Source organism: Poriferisphaera corsica (assembly GCF_007747445.1).
In the GTDB taxonomy this organism is placed as follows: domain Bacteria; phylum Planctomycetota; class Phycisphaerae; order Phycisphaerales; family Phycisphaeraceae; genus Poriferisphaera; species Poriferisphaera corsica.
On record NZ_CP036425.1, the window covers coordinates 556,054 to 582,088 of the forward strand.

Sequence of the window (26,035 nt, forward strand, 5' to 3'; positions counted from 1 at the left end):
ATTTTTTTACGTAATTGCAACACATTTTTTTATTTCCCCAACATGCAGTAGAGCCTACAGCACCGTCCCCGAAATGTGGGGCAGGCATTTCCCATAAATGCTGCAAAACCGTGACAATCCGTACTTTATAACCGGAGTTCACATCAAAAATCAGTTTGGTAACACTTTGTAAAGCTTTATAATGCCTCTCCCCCACGCACAAACGTACCTCGGCATCCGCCACTTGTGCGTAACACCGGCCTGCTTAAATACCCGCTGAATCGGCTGCCCGGTTGAGGATGAAAGCTTCAGCACATCTTCTCTCACGGAGATATTCAAATGCGTGCAATTATCACAGGTCAGGTCGGGATGGATAAACGGTCTTATTTCGAAAGGACCGCTAACTTCGCGAGTTCGCAAGGCCAAGACATCCAACTCTTCAACGTCGGCGACATGATGTACGCCGAAGGACGCGACGTTCCCAAGGGCCGTATCCTCGACCTCCCGCTCTCACGCCTCAACACACTTCGCCGCTCTGCCTTCAAGGACATCATCTCCCAGTCCGTCGGCAACGAGAACATTCTCGTAAACACCCACGCCACCTTCCGCTGGCGTCACGGCCTCTTCTCAGCCTTCGACTTTGACCAGATCAAAGCCCTCAAACCAGACACCCTCATCTGCCTCGTCGATAACATCGAAGTCGTCCACGATCGCCTTCACACCGAGCACACCGTCGACGCCACCTTGAAAGACCTCATGGTCTGGCGTGAAGAAGAAATCATGGCCACCGAACTACTCGCACAGGCCCTCGGCCTCTCCGACAAGTTCTACGTCCTCTCACGTGGTCGTCACGAAGACACCATCGAAACTTGCTACAAACTCATCTGCCGCCCCGAGATGCGCACCGTCTACCCCTCATTCCCTATGACCCACGTCGTTGGCATGCCCGACGTCCTCGCCGAAATCGACGCCTTCCGCGCCGAACTCGCCAAGCATTTCATTACCTTCGATCCAGGTGATGTTGATGAGAAGCTTTTACTCGATCAAGCCATCGCTGCCGCCAAAGATGGCAAAGACTTCATCGAAACACAAGCACACTCATTCAGTGGCAGCAAAGAACCCGTCCGTGTTTCCGTCAAGCAAGTCCTCGACATCGCAGGCGATATCGACGGCCAGATTTACGCACGTGACTTCAAACTCATCGACCAATCCGACATCATCGTCTCGCTTGTTCCCGAATTGCCCGATGGCATGCCCGGCCTATCCTCCGGAGTCGAACGTGAACTGCAACACGCCTTCGAGCACGGCAAAGAGGTCTACGTAGTCTGGAAACCACAAATCAAACAACCCAGCCCCTTCATCACCGAAACCGCTACCAAGGTTTTCAAAACCACCGATGAAGCCCTCAAATACTTCGAAGAAAAAGGCATGTTCCCCACCGCCAACCTCTTTGGCCAATAAGCCTTGCCCCTGTGACATCTATCTCCGCACATCCATCAACGTGCTGGGGATCAACAAACTGGTGAGAGGAAGCAACCCCCGTGGTTGCTTCTTTTCTTTTGATCCTTTTTTAAGTTTTACAAACTTATTCACCCGCATTTTTCTGCTCTTACACAGCTTTTGCCGTGGATCCAAGTGAAAAAACCTTCCCATTTGCCCGATTTCATGTAAAAATAGAATTTAGAGAGATTTCTATGAATGCAATCTCTAAATGCATTTTTCTCTGATAATCTCCTTGGCGAGTGTATTGCGGTTTGGTTTATTGGCGGTTGTTGAATTTTGAATGTAGCTTGAACAGGTATTCTTCAAGTTTGAGATAGTCATCCGGGTCACAACTTAACGTCTCATTCACGCATGCTTTGTCATGCTTTTTTCGCCGCACTCATTTAACCAATTCGCGGCCATATATTTTTAGATTAATCTGTCACATCTTTCTGGAGAGTACGATGGGTAAGATGCAATGGTTGCAGAAGCTGTGGGCGGCGGGAGGCGTTGCCGAAGCCGGTGGTGTGGATCTTGACGCCTTTTATCACGACAAAATCAAAGCCATGGGTAAGCTCCTCGGCCATCGTCAGCCTTTCGTCTTCAAAGACCTGCTCAAGGATGGCAAGATCGAAGTCCGTGAGTTTGAAGGCAAACTCACCGGCACAACCATGGCCACCGTCCAAATGATCGGCCCCGATGGCTCCGGCCCTCTCCCCAATAAACTCGGCACCTATGAGTTGGTCATGTTTACCAAAATCAAACGCCCTGAAGGCTTCGTCATTCGCTATAACGCCAATGATGTCACCGAGTTTGATCGTTCCTACTTTAAGCTCTATTTGACGCTTAGAGATATTATGGACAAGGTTGCTAAACTCGCCAAGGATGAAGTCATTCAGCCCAAGGATGCCCTCGACATCTCATGCGAAGTCACCGGCCGTACCTATCACTGCGTCTTTGATGAACTCAAATTCAAACGTAACCACTTCGAATTTGAAGGCCAGGACCACGGCCTCCTCCTTTGCGTACTCGTCTTCGAATCCGAATACATCTTCGCCAAAAACAACGGCGTCCGCGCACTCATGAACGAATTCAAAAAATCAGAAATCTATCCCTACTCAACACTCAAACGTAAACCCGTTATATAACCCGATACTGGAATAACAATAAAAAACGCGAAGCAATGTGCTTCGCGTTTTTTATTTGATTGATTAAGCCATTTATACCTTCTTCATTTTGCTGAAATTTTCCAGCAATGTTGCCAGCGTTTTAATCCCCAACTTATGCCGATCTAATCCGAAATGTTCATTCGGTGAGTGGATCGCATCTGACTCTAAACCAAATCCAATCAGCAGCGAATCGAGCCCAAGAATCTGCTTGAAATCTGCCACAATCGGTATCGTCGCGCCCTCTCTTACCAGTGCAGGCTTCTTTCCTGCGATCGCTTCTATCGCCTCGATAGCCGGCTGTATATATGGCGAATCTAGCGGCGTTGCGACCGGATATGCCACACCATGCGATTCTAATTTCCATTTCAAATCCGCAACTGGTTGATTGTTCAGCCAATCCGTAAACAGCTTCGCCGTTCGCACAGGATCCATCGATGACGGAATCCGAAACGATACCTTTGCCCCTGCAAACGATGGAATCACCGTTTTGGCACCTTTGCCCATATACCCCCCATAAATACCGTTCACATCACACGACGGCCGTCCCCACCTTCGCTCCAATGTCGTATACCGGTGTTCACCATACGGCTTCGCATCCACATCCCCTAAAAATTCATTCTCATCAAATGACAACCGATCCCACGATGATTTTTCTTCATCCGTAATTGGATCAACCTCATCGTAAAACCCCGGGATATTAATCCTATTCTTATCATCGAATAGATTGCCCAGCACTCGCGCCAAAATATTACACGGGTTCGCAAGCGTGCCTCCAAACACACCGGAATGCAGGTCACGTGATGGCCCATGCAACTGAACATCAAAATACAACAACCCACGCAACGCATACGTGATCGCCGGCGTCGTCGCATTCCACATCGACGTGTCACACACCAAACAGATATCAGCCCCCAGTTTGTCCACATTATCCTTAATAAACTTCGGCAAATGCTCCGACCCGCATTCTTCTTCGCCCTCGATTACCAGCGTCACATGGCAAGGCAATTCCCCATCTTTTCGTGTTGCCTTTAATGCCCGAAGTGCTTCCAGAAAACAGGTGACCTGCCCCTTGTCGTCACACGCCCCGCGAGCATAAACTTTCCCGTCCTTCACCACCGGCTCAAACGCTGGCGATTCCCACAAATCCTCCGGATCTGGTGGCTGGACATCGTAATGCCCATAAAACAAAACCCGTGGCGCATCAGGGTTCGAAACATCCTCGTCACCCGTCTTCACAAACACCACAGGATGCCCCGGTGTCTCCAGCGTTTCTGCCTTCAAACCCAAATCATTCTTAATCAAATCCACCAAGAAGTCTGCACATATTTGCACATCATTCTGATAGTGTGGATCCGTCGAAACCGACGGGATCGATAGCAATTCTTTCAGCCGATCTACCGCCGCATCGTGATTTTTGTCAATATAATCAAGCAATTCAGACATTATCGCCCTGCTTCTCTTTGTAGTGATCTCTCGTGAAAATACCGTAAGGCCCATCATAGCTTACGTCTTACCAGAGCTTATTAAGCTACATGGAAAACATCGACCCTCTTGGGGTTTTCCGGTGAATAAATCTCGCCCTCAAGCCCTCACTTTGCAGCCCCCCTCACACTTCGCCAAAATAGACCGATCCTCCCCCAACCAACGGAACCCCACACATGGACAATCTCGCCAAATACAATCGCATGATGCGCCGCCTCTCAGCCTCCATGCTCAGCAAGTACGACGACACGCAGCAATCCAACACCGATAATCCAAGTGTCGGTATCGGCGCCGCTGCAGGCCGCATCCTTGTCAGTGACACCATCAACCTCGACGATATCCCAGCCCTCCTCGACGGTCTCGACATCCTCGCCCATGCCGCTGAAGAATCCCATCTCTACGGCAAATGTGCCCGTTTTGATGACACGCTCGGCTTCACGCGCCCTTGCTACCACCCCATGCTGCTCCACCTCCACCTCGCTGCACTCACCATCGCTCAGCCGCACCTGTCGCCCGATCAACTCGAAAGGGCCAATCAGCTCACTCGGCAAGCCGCTTCTGCATTCACTTGGCTCGCCGGATTTGTCGTCAACAACAAACCGATCCCTGTACTCGAAATCGAGCAGGTTATCATGGCCACCGCCTGTCTGAACTGGTTCCGTGACTTACCCGCCTCACAAATCTTTGGCAACAATCTCGGCCAATTTCAGAACAACCCTGCTGCCGATATCATCGATATCCTCATTTCACGCGTTCTCTCACATATGGGCCATGACGGGGAGCTCCGTCCCTTTGATCACGATTCAGGCGATCTGCTCGACGCATGGTGGTATCGCGAACTCGTCGCTCTCCACGGCCTCATCGCTCTAGCCATCAAGCAACAACGCATCGATTGGCTCGACGCCGCCAAACGCATCGCCGCTCATCACCTCGCAAATACCCAGCCTGACCACACCACCGCTCAGCCTTGGGGTGTTGCCTGTTACGCCTCACAAATCGATTTCAACAGCTTCGCCGACCAGCAGCTCCATGACTGCGAAGCCAATTGGCACCTCACCCGTGGTGGCTCAGGCGTTGTTGCTGCTTTAGTCCTTGCAGATGCATCATTTACCGCAAACGCAATGCTCGCCTAAACTCAGCCTCATCGTTGTAACCCCACCAAAACCCACCCTGACTTTCAATCACCGTGCTTTTACCACTTGCCCTACCCGCCCCGCCATGGCATCATGCACAAGCACCTGATTTGCGACCCTCGTGGCTACCAAGCTAACGATGCTTGAGTTGCCATGATGTATCGCACAGATTGATCGATGAATCCACCCGGGGGATGGATACGAAATGAGGATGACGGAGTAATGAGAAAGCTTGGCACTGCTGCAACCATATTCGGCCTCTGCGCCCTCGCGTTCACTGCCAACACCGCCAACGCGGAATACCCCATCAAATCCCAAAACTCCAGCGATAGCGTTCCTTGGAAAATCAAGGAAATCAAATCCGACGAGCCAATCACCCAAGAAAGCCAAGCCGCCAAAGATAAAGCCGAGCAACAGGCAATTAAGCAAGCCGAGCAAGACAAAGAGAAAGCTGAAAAAGATAAGCTGCAACTCCAAGCTCAACTCGCAAACCTTCAGCAGGAAATGCTTGCAGTCAAACTCGAATCTCTCGCTGAACGCATCAAGCTCCTTGAAGGTGAACTCACCCGTGACGAAGCCTACTCCGAGCGTATCAAGCGCATGGCCGACAAGATCGTCAACGATGCCCGTGATGCTGGCAAAAAAACCGTCTCTCAAAAACTTAAAATAGACGCGTTCAACATCGAAATCAGCGTCTATGATCTCCTCGCCCAATTCGCCCTCCAAAACAAGAACTGGGATCTCCTCGGCGATCAAGCCGCCAAGCTTCTCGCCACCGGTGGCAAGCTCGAACGGCTCAACCGTCCCAACGGCAAAGCGCAAGGTGTTTTCTGGCGCCTTCAAGCTCAGCTTCTCGACAACCAACGCAGCCAACAAGCCATCAGTCTCGCCGCTGCCTCACGCACAAAGCCCGACAGCCGCAATACTACCGCCTATTGGCAACAAAAATCCATCAGCCAAATCGAACGCACGCTCACCGACCTGCAGCGACTCGATTCCGAGGCCAACCCCGAAGGTATGTCCAAAGGTGAAATCGGCCAGCAAATCGCCGACATCTACAAAGCCGTACAGCTTGGCCTCATCAACCTCTATGCCCAAGCCGGCCTCACCACTCAAGCTTCCGTCATGCTCGAAGAAATGCGCATCCGATGGAATGATGATCCCGAGTTCCTCTCCGCCACCACCGATGTTCAAGCGATGGCCGAGCAGCTCGGTGAAACACTCAACTTCCAGATTCAAACCGCCAAAGGCAAGCTCTGGAAACCCGAGGATTTCACCGGCAAACGTAAAGTTATCGTCTTCACAAACAAAGAACTTCAAACTGATTCCGCCTGGCGCGAAACGCAAACTTGGCTCAAGAAACTTTGGCAAAAACGCCAAGCCACAGGCGCCCAAGTCCTTCTCGTACACACGACCACGCCCGATTTAAACTTTCCCGCTAGCGCCGCCGGCAACACCTATCCTCAAGCCTCAATCTCTCTTCAGCCCAACGACCTACTCAAATCCCTCGGCATCACCAGCCTCCCTTGGATCATCGTCCTTAACAAAGAGAATAAAATCCAAGCCGTCGGCCAGTCCGCATCAATCTTCCTCAATCAGTTCCCCGACATCGATAAACAACCGAAAACAAAACCGCAATTCGTCCCACTTCAAGTTGGCCGCAAACTCAACCTCTCGCTCAACATCGCAAATTCTGTCGGCTGGAGTTCCGCAAATCACATCGGCAAAACCGTTGTCCTCATCCTCGGCGACGCCACACGCATCAAACAATTCGATAAAACTATCAGCGGCGCTCTCAAATCCAGAAACCTCACACCCGATCAGATTGCCCAATCGCTCGAAGCATTCCGAATCGCCATACTGGTCAATGATAAAGAGGGTGACGGTATCCAGTTCCTCCCTCGCACCTCAAAATGGGTTCAAACCTGTATCGCCGCCGGCCCAACGTCAAAAGCATTGCTTCAAAAATTGCACGTTAAAGCACTCCCCACCATGATCTTCGTCGACCCTGCCGGCGTCGTCACTTACGTCGGCAATGACTTCAGTCAGCTCACCACACTCATCAGCAACCTACCACTGGCCTCAAAAACGCAGCCCACCAAACCAGTTCCCGCCAAATCGCAGTCATCCACCAAGCCCCAACTTGCTCCAGCAAGCGAAACGCCAGGCCCCAAACTCCTGAAAAAACCCGCCGCACTCCGCAAGAACACGAAATAGCATCATCCAAAACCGAATCATTTCCCATAGCCCGCTACCAAACCGCGTAACCTTTCCCCAATGATTGTGGAAGCTTTGTTGAGATCAATGTGACTTTTTAGCGCAGATTCCGTCATCCGGATTCCGACCCGCCTTACGCAATTCGAATGGCAGGATGACGCATCTATAACACATACGCCGGATAAGAAACGCAAAATCGGATAAACTATACTTGTTTAACGCGACCGGTTTCAGCCACGGCCAAATCCAAGCGATAAACCAACCGCAACACCCTCAAATCCACATTTTCCTCATTTGATATCCAAAAAAATATCGCCCATCCCTCAGCCCTCTCAATCACTCTCGCGCCTCAGGCGCCTACAATCTCCCTGAATTTGCAGAAAAAGGACGTATTGGTATCTTATTAACTGCATATGGGAGCCATTCCACTAGCACGGGATGGTAATCGCAGCACAAAATTTAGCTTTTTTTGCCGGCTAAGCTGCAGGGCAGGGGACAACAAACAATATTTTTTGGGGATGAATCTGGGGATACCAAGAGGATGGGGGAGGACGACAGATTAATCGCCTGTCGTACATGAAATCAAAACCAAAGCCCGTGTCGACCTGTGTGGACTAGGGCGCCCGGCCTTGAATCGGCCCGATGTGTGGCAGCGCAACCGTCTTGATCCAAGACGCACGCACACCCGCCAAACATCTACCGCGACAAGGACTATTGGACACCCGATAAACCCTTTTTTTAACCATAGTTAAGGTGCTAAAATGACGAATGCAACCCTGACCAATCACAAAAAACTTTTGGCCTGGATTGATGAGATCAAAGAGCTGACCACCCCAGATGATATCTACATCGCGGACGGCTCCAAGGAAGAGTACCAGAACATGCTCAACCTCATGGTTGAGGGTGGTACGGCACAATGGCTCGCAGAAGACAAGAAGCCTAACTCTGTCCTCATCTTCTCCGATCCAGCCGACGTCGCACGCGTTGAAGACCGCACATTCATCTGCTGCGAAAAAGAAGAAAACGCTGGCCCAACCAACAACTGGAAAGATCCTAAGGAAATGAAGGACATCCTCATGCCACTCTTCAAGGGTTGCATGAAGGGCCGTACCATGTACGTCATCCCATTCTCCATGGGTCCTGTCGGTTCACCAATCGCCCACATCGGCGTTGAAATCACCGACTCACCATACGTTGTTGCAAACATGCACCTCATGACCCGCGTTGGCAAACCAGTCCTCGACGTTCTCGGCGAAGACGGCGAATACGTCCCATGTGTCCACACCGTTGGTGCACCTCTCGCCGAAGGCGAAAAATCAGCAGCATGGCCATGCAACGCTGAAAACAAGTACATCACACACTTCCCTGAAACCAACGAAATCTGGTCCTTCGGTTCAGGCTACGGCGGCAACGCACTCCTCGGTAAGAAGTGTTTCGCGCTCCGTATCGCTTCAACCATGGCTAAACGTGAAGGCTGGATGGCTGAGCACATGCTTATCCTCAAGCTCACAAGCCCTGAAGGCGTTGAGAAGTACGTCGCAGCTGCATTCCCATCAGCTTGTGGTAAGACTAACCTCGCAATGATGAACCCAACCATCCCTGGCTGGAAAGTCGAATGCGTCGGCGACGACATCGCTTGGATGAAGTTCAAAGAAGATGGCCGCCTCTACGCCATCAACCCTGAAGCCGGTTTCTTCGGCGTTGCACCTGGTACAAACTACCACTCCAACCCGAACGCCATGGAATCACTCAAGGCTAACTCCATCTTCACCAACGTCGCATTGACCGACGATGGCGACGTATGGTGGGAAGACATCGACGGCGACGTCCCAGCTCACCTCATCGACTGGAACGGCAACGACTGGACTCCAGACGGCGGCAAGAAAGCAGCTCACCCGAATGCTCGCTTCACCGCTCCTGCAGCACAGTGCCCCGTCATCGCTCCTAACTGGGCTGACCCAGAAGGCGTACCAATCGACGCGATCCTCTTCGGCGGCCGTCGTGCAACAACTCAGCCATTAGCTCTCGAAGCTTCTAACTGGGAACACGGTACATTCCTCGGTGCTGCAATGGCTTCTGAAAAGACCGCTGCTGCCGCAGGTGGCCTCGGCGAACTCCGCTTCGACCCAATGGCGATGCTCCCATTTATCGGCTACAACATGGCTGACTACTGGGGACACTGGCTTGAAATGGGCGATAAGGGCGGCGACAACATGCCTAAGGTCTTCTATGTCAACTGGTTCCGTAAGGACGAAGAAGGCAAGTGGCTCTGGCCTGGTTTCGGCGAAAACTCACGCGTCCTCAAGTGGGTCGTTGAGCGTTGTGACGGCAAAGCCGACGCAGTCGACAGCCCAATCGGTAAGCTCCCAACCAAGGAAGCTATGGACCTCGCAGGTCTCGATATGTCCGACAAGGACTGGGACAGCCTCATGAAGGTCGACGCCAGCGAATGGCTCGACGTTGCAGGCAAGATTGAAGAGTACTTCGCTAAGTTCGGCGATAAACTCCCAGCTCGCCTCACCAAGCAGCTCGAAGCGCTCAAGGCTCGCCTTGAAGCAGCTAAATAAGCTGACAAACTAACCAAAAGTTAGACGCAGCCCTCGGCTTCCCGCCGAGGGCTGTTTTTTTTATATCATTTATCTTCATGCCCTAACTCAACCTAGCAACCTCTAGAAACCTGCTTTATACTTGCGGTATTCAATCCTTTCCAGCACATCCGGAGACACGTCATGTCCGATCAAACACAATCCGCCCCGCAGCAGCCGCAAAGCCAAGGCCTCGCTATCGCCTCTCTTGTTCTCGGTATCGTCAGCTTCGTCCTGATCTGCGTCTGGTATCTTTCCATCCCTTGCGCCATCATGGGTCTTATTCTCGGTATTGTTGCCGTAATTCAAAAACAAGGCGGAATGGCTCTCGCTGGCCTTATCCTCTCCGCCGTCACCCTAATCATTGACCTGATACTTGTGATTCTTCTTGTCTTAGGTATTGCCGTCATCGGCATCGCCGCCAGTCAATCCGAAGATAGTTCCTTTGAATTCAATTTCGATTCCGATTCTGAGGAAATGGAGCAATTCCACGACGACATGCAGCAAAACATGAACAAAATACAAGAAGACATGGAAAATGAATTCGAAAGTATGAAACTCAAGATGGATAATCAATAATCCATCGCTCTCAAACACAACCTGACCCGTAAGCCCTCAGCAGAGGGCTTATTTTATAAACTGAGCGCATATCAGGGTTCCAACCTATCGCGTATTCACCTACCCACGCCCGATACCATCTTTAGACATAAACTGGAGCCATACTTGCCCGACCAGCCAACACAACCTCCCCCATCACCCCCTACCGATAACGGACGCACCTTTGCCTCCGGTTCACTCGCCCTCGGCTTCCTCGGCCTACTCTGTTCATGTATCCCCATCGGCGGCTTCCCCCTCTCGCTCATCGCTCTCGTATTTGGCATTATCGCCAAAGCACGCGGTCAAAACGGCATCGCCACCACCGGCATCATCCTCGCAATCCTCGGCCTCATCTTTTCTATCATGGCCATGTTCTCAACCACTCACATAACCACATCTTATTCATTCAGTATCTAATGGTTAGTTAGTCGATTCTTGATGCCCATCAATTCTTGCAGCATTTCTTAAACTTCATTCCCGATCCACACGGACACAGCTCATTCGGCTTCACCTTCTGCCCCGGACGAATCACCCCCGATTTCACCTGCTTCTGCCGCTCAATCTCCGCTTCAGTTGCCGGCAGCTCACCATAATGCCGATAGTGCGTCGCGATCTTTTCAAGCGTCGGCATCGCATGTTCAAAAAACAGTTTATATCCCTCACACAACACTGTTTTTTCCGTCACTTCTCCTCGGCGAGGCCGATGCTTTGGGCATCCCCCATAACAAAACCGTTGATACTCGCACCGTCCGCAATCTTTCTCTGGCAAGTCTAATTTGCGCTTAGCAAATGTCTCAAATACATCTCGATCTAACCCCTCATACCAATCTTCATCAGGCTCATCCCCCGCCGACACCGTTAACGCAACCATACCCGTATCATCCACCTTCTTATGCCGCCAATCTCGATCTGATACATGCCCCAACTGCCAGCGATGATTCACGTAATGATCGCAACCATACACCGACCCGTCATACTCAATCGTTAATTGGTTATGGCATGCATTGGAGTTAATGCATAAAGTCGACCTTGAAAACAAGTACTGATTCAACATCACATCAAAAAGTTGAATCGAAAGATGCGTTCGATGATGTGTGTTCCACATATCAAACGCCTTGCACAAAAACTGACCATATTCAACTGCACTTGGCGAGATCTTCTTTAATCCCACATCTGCCGCCGCATGCCCTTGAACATAATCTTCCTTCGTGTCCTCCCACTCAATAGCCGGAATAAATTGCACATACCTTGAACCCAACTTCGTCACGTAGTTATAAACCAGCTCCGGATGCTTCACATTCACATCATTCAGCACACATAAAATGTTGTACTCGACCCCATGCTTCTTCAGCACATCTAACCCGCGCAAAACCTTATCTGATGACGCATCGCCCTTCACTGTATAGCGATACTTGTCATGCAGATGTGGTGGCCCATCACACGACAATCCCACTAAAAATCGATTCTTTGATAAAAATGCCCCCCATTCATCATCCAGCAGCGTCCCATTCGTCTGCAGTAAATTCTCTATCACCTGTCCCGGCCGCTTATATTTCTCTTGCCAACCCATCGCTTTCTCATAAAACTCAATACCCGCCAATGTCGGCTCGCCACCCTGCCAACAAATACTCACATGATCTTCGTACTCAGGCAAGATCGTTCTGAATATCTCCTCCAAAATCACATCATGCATCCGGTGCGCACGATCACCATACACATCATGCGTTGGCAAATAATAGCAATACGTGCAATCAAGATTGCAAGCTGCGCCCACTGGCTTGATCATCAAACTCGCACCACTCGGATTGATTCGCCCGCTTTGATTGACCAATAATTTTCTGCTTTCGTATCCAAAATCTTAAAACTACAACCCAAGGTCCACAGCCTGAATTCTAGCAAATATCCACCAAACCTTAACCATCTTTTTACCAAGCATATTCATGAACGCCATAAATGACGCTTGCCGCAAGTGCCTAATTTAACAGCCCGAAACGCACTCAACGCGTTTTTCCGATATCATAGGAAACTTGCAGCTTGCATACGCAAAGTTATTGATAACTCGCATCGAGGTTCACATGCGCAATTTCGTCATCATGGGCGTTCAGGGCAGCGGTAAAGGCACCCAGTCCAAACAACTCGCTAAACACTTTAGCCTTCTCCATCTCGGAGTTGGCGACCAGTTTCGCAACGAAATTAAACAGCAATCATCCCTCGCTCAAACCATCAAAAACATCATCGACAAAGGTAACATGGTCCCCGACGAAATGGTCATCAAGATCATGGCCAAGCGCCTCGCTCAACCCGATACGAAAAACGGCTACATCCTCGATGGCTTCCCCCGCACCCTCCCACAAGCTCAATTCGCCCTCGATAACATCCCCATCGACGCCGTCCTCATCCTGCAAGTCCCTGACGAAGTTGTCATCCAACGCGTACTCGCACGCCGCCTCTGCTCCAATTGCGGCCGTGATTACAACCTCGACTACAAACCCCCTAAAACCCCCGGCCTATGCGATGTCTGCGGCGCAAAACTCATCCAGCGCGCCGACGACTACGAAGAAGCGATCAAAAAACGCATCGCCGATTACCACGCGCAAACCGCGCCCACCATCGAGCGCCTTAAAACCAAATTCCGCATTGAAACTTTCGATGCAACCCAAGATTCAAAAGACGTCCAGCAACAAATCCGCGAACGCATCGACTTCTCCTAATCTCTCTCCCCTGCACACACCACCACCCCTCCCGTCCCCTTGCTACCATTCACCATAACTCACACAAACTATTCTTCCATAGCATATATCTCTCCCCCCCCACCACACACACACGCCACCCTCTCTCCATCCCCCCCCCCCTCTCTCTCTCTCTCTCTCTCTCTCTCTCTCTCTCTCTCTCTCTCTCTCGATACAAAAAAATAACCACGTTTTATCTGGCTATACTAACACTTGATTAGGCGGTTAAGAAGCATTTTAAAAAACACCGCAAATTTTCTTTGAGTGGATCACTGATTACTTTCGCGCTTTCTCTCAATCTCAAGCAGTTGCCAGTCAGTCATTGAGTATTCACCATGTATTTGATGGGATGCGCACAAAAGTCCTAAACAGATAGCCGCCAATCACCGGGATATAGAAGACCGTCGTCAATTACTTATCTTGATGGATGATATACGGAAGATCCAAACGATAGAGCAACTTGCGTGATTATTCACAGATCTAGCCAAAGCAAGTCAGTAGCAAAATAGCGAACGCAGCCTCATCAAATCGTAAACGACCTTCTGGTCAACTAGTGAGTATTGACGCAAAACGCTCTAAAACAAGCCTCTACAAAGGAAGTTTGTATACATATTATGCATGATAAAACTTGGTTAAATGATGTATTAACGATTTAGATCCAGAATGCTGGATCTATTTGAGTATGATTCATCGCGATTTTCGGCTTTACCTCTATATGGAAACAAACTGGAAATCTGTCCACATCAAGAACAAGCAGATGAGGGTTATTGGCTACATACCGTTCTTTTGTGAAATTGATCGCAGGCAGTATACGAATGTAGTTATACGAAATCGTGTACGCTATAAATAAAAACAGACCTCTACTCGATAGAGGTCTGCAAAGTTTTGGCTATACTGACACTTGATTAGATGCTGTTGTAGCGGTTGAGTAAGTCGATGATTCGACCTTGATTAGGTTTGATTCGCAGCGATTTTCGCCACGCCTCGAAACCCAACTGCTTCAGCTTGATATCTTTTCGTCCTTCTTGCAGATACTTTGTTAAGTAGCATCCACCAATCCCGTTCAACGCCGCAACGTTCTTAGGTTGAATCTCTAACACGCGCTTATACCCAGCCATCGCGTCTTCAAAATGACTCAGTTTGAAATTCGCATATGCCAAACGTTCAATGATATACGGATCATTTTGATTGCCTGTCAAAGATTCAAGCAGGTTTTTCGCACGCTCAAAATTCTTCAACTTGATATGCGCCGCCGCAAACGCGGGTATCGCTTCCTTTGGCAACTCGCCCAATTCTGCAGCGGTGCGATAGGCTTCAACCGCCTCATCAAAATAACCAAGTAGGTTTGCTGTGGCCGCTAGGTTGCACCATGCTTCCTGCGAACTTGGATCGATTTTAACAGCCTTACGGGCATACTTAATCGCAGCTTCAGGTGCGCCGCCTTGCAGGTAAGCCGAGGCGACATCACGATTGGCTTCGACGCGTTTCGGATTAATCGTGATCGCACGCAGGTACTGGCGGATCGCTAGTTTGACCTTGTCTTGCATCTGGTAACTCAAACCCAGATAGTAGTTTGCATCATAATCATTGGGAGCGGATCGCACCGCACGCTGGTATGCATTTTCAGCAATTCCTGCGTTACCGCGATCCAGGAAGATGTGGCCCATTCCGATATGAGCTTCTGTGATCTGCGCGTTCTCTTCGAGCGCCAGTCCGAACGATGCCAATGCCGCATCCAGCTTGCCCATATCGCGGTATTCATGGCCTTCAGCGATGAGTGTATCGGATGTAACTCGTTGCTCTTGAGACATTTCCATGACGGGTGCAGCTTTGATCGGCTTACCCGGCTCGAAAGGGCGTGAATGTGTTTGTTCATAAGCATCACTGTTCGAAAACAGGAAGCAGCCGCCCTGCATAAGGCTCAGTGAGATGAGACATAAAGTACTGGCAGTTTTGAGGTTAATTTTCATCATGGCCTGATCTAAGTGGTTTAATTTAGGTAATCTTCAGGAGGATGCCATTATCGCGGAAGTTGGCTGTATGTTAAGCGCAGATTGTGAATCACACGTAAAAAATGATCTCATATTAACTTACAGCATTTATCCGAACTGATTTTGCCATGAGATGAAGGCCCAATACAGCGCTGGCAACATGAGGCATGGCTACTAGCACTACGATCGGCGCTGACGGGAGTTCAGTTAAGTGAGATTAACAAGTTATTGGGTATTTGGTTTGTAACTTATGTAATTTACAATGTTTAAGCGTGTTTCGTGAGTGAAATGATCCATGAAAAAACCACGATCAGGAAGATCGTGGTTCATATGTTCTATCGATTGTGGGCTGGAATCAGCTTTTGCGGATTTCGTCGGCTTCTTCTTCAGAAACGCCTAGCCATTCGAGCATATATTTCTCATACACATCTTGTTGGTTAGTGTCAGAGAAGTCTAACCTCAGTTCATTAATGACTTTAGTGCCTTGCTGAATCCATTCTCGCCAAGTGTCCTGACCGAAATTTTGGAAGATGAATTCGCCCATCGGGCCGCGCATTGGGGGGTCGGGGAGCTTGGGCTGAGCGGTGCCGGAGCGGCGATCAAGGACGGTATCGCCTGAGGCGGCGATTTCTTCGCGCTGTTTTTCGATGTCGACGATATCGGGGAGATCCTTGCCGAGCTTCTCGGTGAGGAGCGAGCCGATGGCTTTTTGGGGCATGACATCGCCACGTTGAGCGGCGATTTTGTAGCCTTGAGCAAGGAAATCGGCGGCGGAATCGTTGCGATCGAGCTTGATGAGGCATTGGCCAAGGAACTGATAAGCTCTTGACATGCCGTTATTTAGTTCGATTGCGCGGGTGTATGCGCCGGCTGCATCCTCGTAGCGTTCGGCTTCGCGATAAGCGTTGCCGAGGCTGAAGAAAGCCATGTCGTCGGGAGCGGCTTCTGCCATCTGCTCCCACTGTTCGATACGTTCTTGAATCGTTGCCATAGTGAATACTAGCTTACAGAGAATCGGTCTCAATTGGAAACAGAAGCAAAATAGTACGAAATGATCAATGGGGGATTTGCAGGCTGCGGAGGAAGGGAATGGGCGGGTGGATTGATGTGCGAAATTGTTTTCTGGTGTGCGCGCAGTGGTTGTGCAAAAGGCGCGTTTGTGCGCGCATCTGGCGCGATCTGGGGTTATGGATTGACGTAACTATATGTAAAGAAATAAGATGCGATTTGTGGGTAAATGCTGGGTGTGAGGATTTTAACATGGCTGACTTGGGATCGTTATGGGTGAAGAATCGTGAAGTCTGCTAAGAAATGGTCAAAAAATGGCTGGATTTGAGCAGATATGCATCAATCTCATTGTGGATTATGTGGGATAAATCGATGTGGATAGATGTGGATTGTGTCCCCCATCCCCCCATCCCCCCCCCATCTCATTCCCCTCTTCCTCCCTTTTTTCCATCCTCATTCTTCTCTCGTATTCATCCACTTCTGGAGTCGGTTTACGGTGCTCGGGAAAAGTGATGATGGCCTAGCTGCTCAGTTTAAATTCGTGGGGAGAGAAGATGACGGAATGGTGTCAGTTGGTCGGTGATTAGGGGGGCTGTAGGCGCGATTAGGGGCGGTGGGAAATGAGGTGCGGGGGTATACTGGGGGAATGGAATCAGAGCGGATATTTTTAGGATGGGATCGGCCTGCGCTGAGTGCAGCGGTGGAGTTTTTGTATGAACGCTACGCCCCCCATCCCCCCCATCCCCCTCACCTTCCCCGTTCTCCCCGCCCCCGGAAGTTGGCTTGCGGGGGTGAGAGAGATGATGATTTGCGCGCAGGGTCAGGGGCGGGATTGGAAGTTGGATCAGATGCAATAGGGGGGGGAGAGGTGGCTAATGGTGGGTTAGATGGACGTTTGGGTGATGATGTTGCAGGACATCCCGTGATCGGTGGTCACGGGCTTGACGAAGGCGTGCGTATTTCTAACGGAGAGTTAGATGATCAATGCGCTGCGGGTCAGAGGGCGGGATTGGAAGTTGAATCGGACGCAACAGGGGGGGGAGAGGTGTCTAATGGTGAGTTAGAGGAAGATTTGCGCGCAGGGTCAGGGTCAGGGTCAGGGTCAGGGGCGGGATTGGAAGTTGGATCGGACGAACAGGGGGGGGATGGGGTGTGGGATATGCGGGATGTGGTGGTGGTTGTGCCGGTGGCGAGAGCGGGGCGGCGATTGCTTGAATTATTGGTGCAAAAATCAGAAGAGCGAGGAGGCTGTAAAGGGAACATGCCGCGAAGTATTGCGGCGACTAATGGAGAATTAAATGGGCGCTTGAGTGATGTTGCAAGACACCCCTTGACCGCCGGTCAAGGGCTTGATGAGGGTGTAAGTGTCTCTAATGGTGAATTAGATGATGAATGCGCTGTGAGTCAGGGATCGGGATTGGAAGATGAGGATGACGGAACTGGGGGGGGAGGAGGCGGGTTGTTTCCGCCGCGGATCGTGACGGTGGGTCAGTTGCCGGAGCTGTTTTATGAGCCGAAGGCGGGGGTTGCGGATGGGTTAAGAAGCAGGCTGGTGAGGTTGTCGGTCTTGCAGGAGAAGGGGCAGCGGTTTGTGGAGGTTCTGAAGGGACGGGGCGGTGAGGTGAAGGATGGGGATGAGATGCGGATTGGTGGGGCTGATTGGGGTGTGGTGCAGCAGCTTGAGAAGCTGAGTGTGGACTTGGCGGGTGGGCTGCTGCGGGTGGAGCAAGTGCTGGAGAGGTGTGATGAACTGGGGATTGATTTGGGTGGTGAGGGTGCGGCTGCGCGCTGGCAAGCGGCAGGGATTTTGGAGGAGATGTATCACGAAAGATTGGCGGAGGTGGGATTGGTCGATCGGCAGCGCGAGCGGCTTGAATTGATCGCGGCGTGTGGCAGTGCGTATCAGGGGGACTTGGTTTTGGTGGGGATTGCGGATCAGAATCAGATGTTGAATACGATGTTACATCAGGTTTCGGCTGATGAAAATCGAGAAGGGCGATTGAGCGCGCTTGTGCATTGTGATGAGGCGCATGCTGAGGGATTTGATGAGGTGGGTGGGTTGGTGAGTCATTACTGGGCGGATCAGGAAGTGGTGATTGGGGATGAGATGTTACGGTTTGTTGAGCGGGAGAATGAGACGGGTGGCGAAGTGGTGAGGTTGCTTGCAGAGGTGGGGCAGTCGCTTAAGTCTAATGGCAAGTTAGATTCTGGTTCGAGCGATATTGAAGAACACCCCGTGACCAGCGGTCACGGGCTTGAAGAAAATGTGTATGTTTCTAATGGAGGGTTAGATGAAAAATGCGCTGCAAGTCAGGGGCCGGGTTTGGGAGATGTGGATGACGCAACAGGGGGGGGCGGGGGATTGGGGTTTGATGCGGTGACGGTGGGGTTGTGTGATGAGGGGATGGCGGGAGAGGTTGAGCGGGCGATGGGGTTGGCCGGGGTGAAGGGGCGGTATGCGGGTGGGAAGGCGATGATGTGGAGCGGGCCGGTGGTGCTGCTGGGGATGTTGGGGCGGTATGCGGATGGGAAGCGGTGGGAAGATTTTGCGGCGGTGATGCGGCATGTGGATATGGAGATTTATGTGCAGGGATTGGATGGCGATCATGAATCTAATCAAGAGTTAGGCGAGGTAAGCCGAGAGAGAATGAATGGGGTGTTAGATGGGCATTTATGGCGGTTGGACCGGTATGCGATGAGGTGCGTGCCGATGAGTGTTGAGGAGGTGGTGCGTGAGCATGGTGATGAAGGGGGGATGGTTGGGGTATTGAAGGGGATTTTGGAAGGGTTGTTGCCGGGGGATGTTGGTGGGAAGCAAGGTGTTGGCGAGTGGGCAGTTGAGATTGGGAAGATGATGGGGCGGGTGTATGAGGGAAGGGAGTTAAAGCGGTATGATCGGGTGGATGAGCCGATGTATCAGTGCTTGAAGGGTTTGGGCGGGGTGTTGCGTGAGATGGTGGGCTTGGGTGAGGATTGGGAGGGGATGGGTGAGGTGAGTTTTAGTGAGGCGGTGGTGTTGGTGTTGGGTGAGTTGAAAGAGGCGGGGGTGTCGCCGCTGGGTGGAGAGCGGGCGGTGGAGTTGATGGGTGTGTTGGATTTGCAGATGGATGATGCGCGGGGTTTGGTGTTGTGCGGGTTTAACGAGGGGCGGTTGCCGGCGAGTCGGAATGCGGACGCGTTTTTGCCGGATGGGCTGAGGAAGGGGTTGGGATTGATGGATAATGGGCGGCGGTATGCGCGAGATGTGATGTTGGTCAATGCGCTGATTAGAAGTCGTGAGGTGGTTCGGTTTGTGAGTGCGCGGAAGAGCCGAGAGGGGGATCCGCTGATGCCTAGCCGATTGATGTTGGCTTGCGGGGATGAGGGGATTGTGAGGCGGGTGATGGGGTTTTATGAGGAGGGTAAGAAGCGTGGGGATGAGGTGGGGCTGTTGAAGGCGGGGAAGACGGCGCATGATTTTTTGATTGCTAAGCCTTGGGACGGGAAGACGGTGGAGAAGATGCGGGTAACGGGGTTCAGAGATTATTTGGCGTGCCCGTACCGGTTTTACTTGAAGCATGTTGAGGGGCTGGAACGGATGGATGATGAGGTGGTGGAGTTGGATGGCGCGGGGTTTGGGTTGTTGGGGCACCAGGTGTTGGAGTTGTTTGGCAGAGAAGTAGGGATCAGGGATAGTGCGAATGCTGTGGAGGTGATGGGCTATCTATCGGATAGATTGGATGAGGTGGTGAAGGCTTGGTATGGGAAGAGGATGCGGGCGACGCTGCGGGTGCAGGTGGCGCAGTTGCGTGAGCGGTTGAACTGGTTTGCTGGTGAGCAGGCGAAGCGGGTGATGCAGGGTTGGCGAATATGTGGGGATTGGGTGGAATGGAAGCATGAGATGAAGGTGGATGTGGATGGGGAGGCAATGCGGATTGTTGGGAAGATTGACCGGATTGATGTGCATGAGACGCATGGGTTGTGTTTGATAGATTACAAGACGGGGGATGGGGGGCGGAAGCCAGAAGAGACGCATCGTCGGGGCGGGGAATGGGTGGATTTACAGTTACCGCTGTATATGGATTTGGTGCGAGATGCGAGGTTGAGTGGTTTGGAGAAGGGATTGAGTGTGGGGTATATGAACTTGCCGCGGAAATTGGAGGAGACGGGGTTTAAGGCGGCGGTTTGGGATGAGCAGATGTTGGCGTCGGCGAGGGACGTGAGGGATGAGGTGATACGGAAGGTGAGGGGGCAGGTTTTCTGGCCGCCCGCGGAAAGGCAGGGCGTGCGGTATGAGGATGGGTTTGAAAGATTGTGCGGAGATAAGGTGTTTGATCGGGAGGAATTGATTGAGCGCAGCTGGGAGGTGAAGTGATGATGAATGATGAGCAATACTTTATGTTTAGTGATGATACTAATCGGGAGTTAGATGACGCTTGTGTGTCAGCTCAAAATGCTGCAAATCAAGGGGCAGGTTTGAAAGAGGGATCTGATGGACAGGGGGGGGAGAATCCGCACCGAGTGATTCGTGCGTCGGCAGGGGCGGGGAAGACGTATCAATTGACGACACGGTATTTGTTATTGCTAAGAGCAGGTCAGGATCCGGATGAGATTCTGGCGACGACGTTTACACGCAAGGCGGCGGGTGAGATTTTGGGACGGGTGTTGGGACGGCTTGCCAAGGCGCTGGTGGATGAAGGTGAGCGTGAGTTGTTGAGTAAGCAGTTGGTGGAGGGTGCGTTTTATGAAGAGATGAAAGAGCCGATGGATCGTGGGGAGTGTTTGTTGCTGCTTAAGCGGCTCGTAGGACGGATACATCGGCTATCTATCTCTACATTAGATAGTTTTTTCCAGCGGATTGCATCAAGTTTTAGGTTAGAGATCGGGTTCCCAGGTGATGCAATCATGACTGATGAGCGGAGCGCGATTGCGACGAGGCTGCGATGGGATGCGATTGAGGCAATGCTGAGTAAGGCAACGGGGAGTGAAGATGATTTGCGAACGCTATTACGTCTGCTTAAAGAGTTGTATCACGATAGTGTGCGGCAGACGGTGACGGGGGCGATTGATGAGATTGTGATGGGGTTGTACGAGTTGTACCGCGAGGTGCCGGAGGGGACGAAGTGGTCGCGGATCGAGGCGGTGGGGAAGCTTGATGAGACGGGATTGCAGGCGGCTGTTGAGCGGTTAGTTGGGATGGAGGATGAGCTTGCGCAGACGAAGGCGGGTAAGGTGAATGCGAACTGGCTGAAGGCGTGGCGGAATGAGGTTGCGTGTGCGCAAGCTGGGGATTGGGGCGGGTTTGTTGAGAAAGGGATTGCGAAAGCGGTATTGAATGGGGATGAAAAATTTTCCCGTGCGGAGATTTGTGAGGTTGTTCGAGATGCGTATTGGGTGCTGATCAGTCACGCGCGTGGGGTGATGTTGGAGCGACATGGGAAACAGACGACGTCGACATGGCGGATGCTTCGTGATTTTGATGTGTGCTATCGGCGGTTGTGCGGGCAGCGGTCGGTTGTGATGTTTTCGGATGTGACGCATGAGTTGGCGGGGTATTTGGGGGAGCAGGAGAGCGGGGTGATGGAGGAGATTTATTTTCGGCTGGATGGGCAGGTGAAGCATGTGTTGTTGGATGAGTTTCAGGATACGAGTCGGGCGCAATGGTCGGTGCTTGAACCGATGGCTGAGGAGGTGAGTGCGCATGTTGATGGGTGGTGGGAGCGGAGTTTGTTTTGTGTGGGTGATACGAAGCAGGCGATTTATGGGTGGCGGGGAGGGTGCGCGGGATTGTTTGATGAGGTGGAGAGTTTGCCGGGGATTGATGAGGGGAAGAGTTTGTTGAGGCTGGATGAGAGTCGCCGATCGTCGCAGGTGGTGTTGGATGCGGTGAATCGAGTGTATGAGGGGATTGGTGGTTCTGATGTGATGGGGGGTAAGCCGACGGATTATCCGGAGCGGGTGATGGCGGCGGCGACGATGGGAGAGATGTTTGGGGAGCATCGGGCTTACCATCGTGATTTGGGTGGACATGCAGTGCTGGAGAGTTCGCCGGCGGCGGTGGCGCGGGAAGATGAGGATGATGGGGATATGGTTGATGAGGTGGTGGGGCATGAGGTATATGTGGCGGGGCGCGTGAGGGATTTAGCGGGGCGATATGCGGGTAAGGAGATTGGGGTGCTGGTGAGTCGAAATGCGACAGTGAATCGGGTATTGTTTGAATTGAAGAAGATGGGTGTTGCGGCGAGTGGTGAGGGGGGTGGTGTGATTACGGATGAGCCTGCGGTGGGCGCGGTGCTGAATGCGCTGAGTATGGCGGATCATCCAGGAGATAAGGCGGCTGTTTATGGGGTGGTGAATGGGCCGATGAGTGAGGTGCTGGGATTGAAGGGGAGAGGCAGGGAGCAGGTGGAAGGGGTATCGAAGCGTGTGCGTGGGATGTTGTTACGTGATGGGTATGCGAAGGTGATCGGGGATTGGGCGCGGTCATTAAGCGGGTGGTGTGATGGGGTGGCGGTGAAACGATTGGGGCAATTGGTGGATGTGGCGGAACGGTATGAGCGTGAAGGGATGGGGGGGAGTGGTGGTGAGGGGCTATTGCGGCCGAGCCAATTTGTGAAGTATGCGGAGATGACGCGACTGAGTGAGATGAGTGATGCGAAGGTGCGGGTGATGACGGTGCATCAATCAAAGGGGTTGGAGTTTGATATTGTGGTTTTGGGTGAGTTGGATCAGGCGATTCGCTGTCAGTGGTTAGCGGTGGCGGAGCGAGATGATGATGGGGAGGTTGTGGCGGTGTATCGGAGTGGGGATGAAGTGATTCGAGCGATGTATGAGCCGCTGCGGCGGGCATATGAGACAAGGTGCGCGGAGCAATGGGTGGAGGAGTTGTGCAAGCTGTATGTGGCGATGACACGGGCGAAGCACGGGCTGTACATGATTGTGAAGGGGGCGGGTATGACAAAGAAGGGGGCGTTGAGATCACGGGGTGGGAGTTATGCGGCGCTGTTGGTGGATCAGTTGTGTGAGGTTGAAGAGGAAGGGTCAGGGGGGCAGGTGCTCTTTGAAATGGGTGATGCGGATTGGGACTTGCAGATGAAGCGTCGGACAGATGGTGATGGTGTTGAGGATGTTGTTGATGAGGAGAGAGGGTGGGACTTGCCGGGGTCTATTGGACGGTTAGACGCGGGTGAGGTGTTGGAGGTGTTGGGCGAGGTGTATGGCGAGAAGGATGACGAAGGGGAGCGGATGTGGACGGCGGTAAGTCCGAGTTCGATGGAGGGGCAAGGGACGGTGTTGGCTGAGGATATTTTGCAGGTTGAGAAAAAGGAGCATGGGGGGCGGTTGTTTGGGACATTGGTGCATGAATGGTTTAGTTTGTATGGATTTTGGGGTGAGGAGCCACGGGTTGGAGAAATGGGAGGTCGAGGTGGGGTTGAGCGTTATTGGTTGACGGGTGAGATGGATGCAACGGATGGGATGCTGCTGCAGGTGGGTGGGAATGCAGTGGAGGGATTAACGGATGATGAAATATTGGAAAAGGCGGATCCGTTCCGGGCGATGTTGCGTCGGGAAGGGGTGCAGCGGGCGCTTCGTCGAAGAGAAGATGGGGCGATGGACTTGCTCTGGCGAGAGCGAGGTTTTGCGGTGCGTGTTGCAGATGGCCGATTGATGCGCGGCGCGTTTGACAGGGTCGTGGTCCATCGGTGTCAGGTGGGAGACGAGGTGCGGGTTGTTGGGGCGACGTTGATCGATTTTAAGACGGATCGTTATGAAGGGGAGGAGGGGTTAAGAGATAAGGTGGCGGTCTATCGGCCACAGGTTGAAGCGTATCGATTGGCGCTGAGTCGATTGTTGTGGCTGAGTGAACGCGAGATTGATGTGAAGTTGCTGTTCGTGGGTACGGGTGAGGTTGTGACTGTGGATTGATAAAATTCAGATCTAGACAGATTTTATGTGTTCGGCATATTTACTTATCTAATCATTAGTTAGTATAACTGGCTATAGCCAGTTTTTTATGGATATGGTATTGACAGGGGGAGGGGAGTTGATATTTTGCGGTGTGCGGTGAAAACGAAACGTACTATTATTATCCTTACGGTGGGTTTGAAACTTTTGTCTTCAAGAGAAGCCTTCAGCTTTTCATGCTGATAGAATCGTGTTCAATGGGGCGTAGCTGAACAAGTTCGTAAAGTCAATATGATTGAATGCTATTTTGTGTGGGTGACTAGATATCACAAGAAGGTTTTAGTTGGTGAGTTAGAGACCCGCATGCGTGAGTTGGTATGTGAAGTTTGTAGTATCATTGAGATTGGAATTTTGTCGGACAATGCGTGCGCTGAACATGTACGTGTACTGCTGTTGTATCCGTTGAATGTTTTACTTAGCAAAGCGATGCCCTACATTGAGGGAGTGTGGTTGAAGTTGACGAGTGCTGTATCGGCGGCAGATGTGTAGATAAGTTTGGTCGAGGGGCAGCAAGCGAGATTTCTGTGCTTGGCATTTTAGAGCGTTTTTCGTGATACTTTTGCGTTGACCAGTGGATCGTTACGATGAAAATGCTTTTGTCAGTATACCTGCTGCTGTTTGTGGCATTGGTTTACGGTAATAATTTATGCAAACCGCTCTAGGTCATAAAAACGAGGTGTTTACGAAGATAATCTCAAACGCTAGAGCGAGAATGCTGTTGTTGAATATGCGAAGCAGGATTATATCTGACAGTATTATATCCAAGGCTTAGATAATAAAGTGTGTGGCTACGAAAGATGAAGGCGGATGGGAGTGTTATTGATTGCGATAGTTCGTGGGGGAGAGGCCGGTTTGGGATTTGATTTGTCGGGCGAAAGTGTGCATGGAGGTGTAGCCGAGGGTTTGGGCGATTTCGTTGATGGATAGGTTGGAATGTTTGAGTAGTTGGCGGGCACGTTCGGTGCGGATGTTTTGGAGGTATTGGGCAGGGGGGATGCCGATGCGTTGGGTGAAATGGCGGGTGAGATGTTCGCGGGAGCAACCGACGGAGGCGGCGAGGGTTTTAAGTGACCAAGGATAAGTTGGTTGATTGATGATCTGATCGACGGCGCGATCAACTGGGGATTGTGTAGTATTGCGGCGTGATTCTGAGAAAACGAAAAGGTTGTTGATGAGCTTGTAGATATGTGAGGCGGTGGTGGTGGGTGGTGTTCGTTTATGAGGGCTAACCATGCGATAGATTTGTTGTATGTGATCGATGATGGCGGTGTTATGGGAAAGGTCAATGACGGGTGAGAAGCGTGAGCGGAAGAGGTTGATGTGATCGATGAGGCCGGCGCCGTCGAGGTTTAGCCAAAGGTTTTGATAGGTTTGTGAGGGGTGTGTGAGGTGAGGGTGGCCATAGGCGGAGGGTTCGCCGTAGACGAATATGAGGAGATGATTTGGGGGGGCGATCAGGGTTTGTTGTTGATCTTGATAGGTGATAGAGCCTTGAAGTGAGGTTTGCAGGACGATGCTGCGCGTGGGGGTTCGATCTTGGTTTTCGAACCAGTATGGGTGGCCAGGTGGGATGGCTTCAAGGCCTGCATATTGGGCGTGCCACAGGGTTGGTGTGAGGTTGGTTTGGGGATTATTCATATCACATAATGCACAAAATATGTCACAGATAGATGCTTTTCAAAGGTTATTTGTAAAGCATAATATCACGAAGTGGCAATG

17 protein-coding genes are annotated in these 26,035 nt (G+C 51.5%); 12 read left to right on the top strand and 5 right to left on the bottom strand.

Annotated elements, in window-relative coordinates:
- Positions 1–318 precede the first annotated feature (318 nt).
- Positions 319–1,440 carry an ATP-binding protein gene (locus KS4_RS02200; RefSeq protein WP_145074006.1) on the top strand — a complete coding sequence of 374 codons (1,122 nt, stop codon included), beginning with the start codon at positions 319–321 and terminating at the stop codon, positions 1,438–1,440.
- A 485-nt stretch (positions 1,441–1,925) separates the two neighbouring features.
- Positions 1,926–2,609 (top strand): hypothetical protein, encoded by a 684-nt coding sequence (locus tag KS4_RS02205; protein WP_145074009.1) that lies wholly within the window; start codon positions 1,926–1,928, stop codon positions 2,607–2,609.
- Positions 2,610–2,681: 72 nt separating this feature from the next.
- On the opposite strand, the gene KS4_RS02210 is transcribed toward KS4_RS02205, so the two are convergent.
- Positions 2,682–4,073: a M20/M25/M40 family metallo-hydrolase gene (locus tag KS4_RS02210; RefSeq protein WP_145074012.1), complete on the bottom strand. Its 1,392-nt coding sequence runs from the start codon at positions 4,071–4,073 to the stop codon at positions 2,682–2,684.
- Between the two features lie 215 nt (positions 4,074–4,288).
- Between KS4_RS02210 and KS4_RS02215 the strand changes: the two genes are divergently transcribed.
- From KS4_RS02215 to KS4_RS02235, 5 genes are all read left to right on the top strand, one after another.
- Positions 4,289–5,245, top strand: a complete 957-nt coding sequence (locus KS4_RS02215; RefSeq protein WP_145074015.1) for a hypothetical protein — start codon at positions 4,289–4,291, stop codon at positions 5,243–5,245.
- 222 nt (positions 5,246–5,467) lie between these two features.
- Positions 5,468–7,462 (top strand): hypothetical protein, encoded by a 1,995-nt coding sequence (locus KS4_RS02220; protein WP_145074018.1) that lies wholly within the window; start codon positions 5,468–5,470, stop codon positions 7,460–7,462.
- 761 nt (positions 7,463–8,223) lie between these two features.
- Positions 8,224–10,029 carry a phosphoenolpyruvate carboxykinase (GTP) gene (locus KS4_RS02225; protein WP_145074021.1) on the top strand — a complete coding sequence of 602 codons (1,806 nt, stop codon included), beginning with the start codon at positions 8,224–8,226 and terminating at the stop codon, positions 10,027–10,029.
- A gap of 162 nt (positions 10,030–10,191) precedes the next feature.
- Positions 10,192–10,626 (top strand): DUF4190 domain-containing protein, encoded by a 435-nt coding sequence (locus KS4_RS17420; RefSeq protein WP_200761476.1) that lies wholly within the window; start codon positions 10,192–10,194, stop codon positions 10,624–10,626.
- A 144-nt stretch (positions 10,627–10,770) separates the two neighbouring features.
- Positions 10,771–11,061 carry a hypothetical protein gene (locus tag KS4_RS02235; RefSeq protein ID WP_145074023.1) on the top strand — a complete coding sequence of 97 codons (291 nt, stop codon included), beginning with the start codon at positions 10,771–10,773 and terminating at the stop codon, positions 11,059–11,061.
- A 28-nt stretch (positions 11,062–11,089) separates the two neighbouring features.
- Here KS4_RS02235 and KS4_RS02240 read toward each other — a convergent pair whose 3' ends face one another.
- Entirely contained in the window at positions 11,090–12,430 is a 1,341-nt protein-coding gene (locus KS4_RS02240; RefSeq protein ID WP_145081353.1) for a radical SAM protein, read from the bottom strand.
- 289 nt (positions 12,431–12,719) lie between these two features.
- On the opposite strand from KS4_RS02240, the gene KS4_RS02245 reads away from it, so the two are divergent.
- A complete protein-coding gene (locus KS4_RS02245; RefSeq protein ID WP_145074026.1) occupies positions 12,720–13,355 on the top strand; it encodes an adenylate kinase family protein in 636 nt (211 codons plus the stop codon).
- A gap of 923 nt (positions 13,356–14,278) precedes the next feature.
- On the opposite strand, the gene KS4_RS02250 is transcribed toward KS4_RS02245, so the two are convergent.
- Both KS4_RS02250 and KS4_RS02255 read right to left on the bottom strand, forming a co-directional pair.
- Entirely contained in the window at positions 14,279–15,346 is a 1,068-nt protein-coding gene (locus KS4_RS02250) for a tetratricopeptide repeat protein (RefSeq protein WP_145074029.1), read from the bottom strand.
- Between the two features lie 373 nt (positions 15,347–15,719).
- Complete coding sequence (locus tag KS4_RS02255) at positions 15,720–16,355, bottom strand: Fe(2+)-trafficking protein (protein WP_145074032.1); 636 nt, start codon at positions 16,353–16,355, stop codon at positions 15,720–15,722.
- A gap of 730 nt (positions 16,356–17,085) precedes the next feature.
- Between KS4_RS02255 and KS4_RS17425 the strand changes: the two genes are divergently transcribed.
- From KS4_RS17425 to KS4_RS02270, 4 genes are all read left to right on the top strand, one after another.
- Complete coding sequence (locus KS4_RS17425) at positions 17,086–17,229, top strand: hypothetical protein (protein ID WP_200761477.1); 144 nt, start codon at positions 17,086–17,088, stop codon at positions 17,227–17,229.
- Between the two features lie 11 nt (positions 17,230–17,240).
- A complete protein-coding gene (locus KS4_RS02260; protein ID WP_145074035.1) occupies positions 17,241–20,726 on the top strand; it encodes a PD-(D/E)XK nuclease family protein in 3,486 nt (1,161 codons plus the stop codon).
- Positions 20,726–24,277: a UvrD-helicase domain-containing protein gene (locus KS4_RS02265; protein ID WP_145074038.1), complete on the top strand. Its 3,552-nt coding sequence runs from the start codon at positions 20,726–20,728 to the stop codon at positions 24,275–24,277. Before KS4_RS02260 ends, KS4_RS02265 begins: the two co-directional genes overlap by 1 nt.
- A gap of 270 nt (positions 24,278–24,547) precedes the next feature.
- Complete coding sequence (locus tag KS4_RS02270) at positions 24,548–24,805, top strand: transposase (protein WP_145074041.1); 258 nt, start codon at positions 24,548–24,550, stop codon at positions 24,803–24,805.
- Between the two features lie 327 nt (positions 24,806–25,132).
- Here KS4_RS02270 and KS4_RS02275 read toward each other — a convergent pair whose 3' ends face one another.
- On the bottom strand, positions 25,133–25,954 hold the full coding sequence (locus tag KS4_RS02275) for an AraC family transcriptional regulator (RefSeq protein ID WP_145074044.1): 822 nt from the start codon (positions 25,952–25,954) through the stop codon (positions 25,133–25,135).
- Between the last annotated feature and the right edge of the window lie 81 nt (positions 25,955–26,035).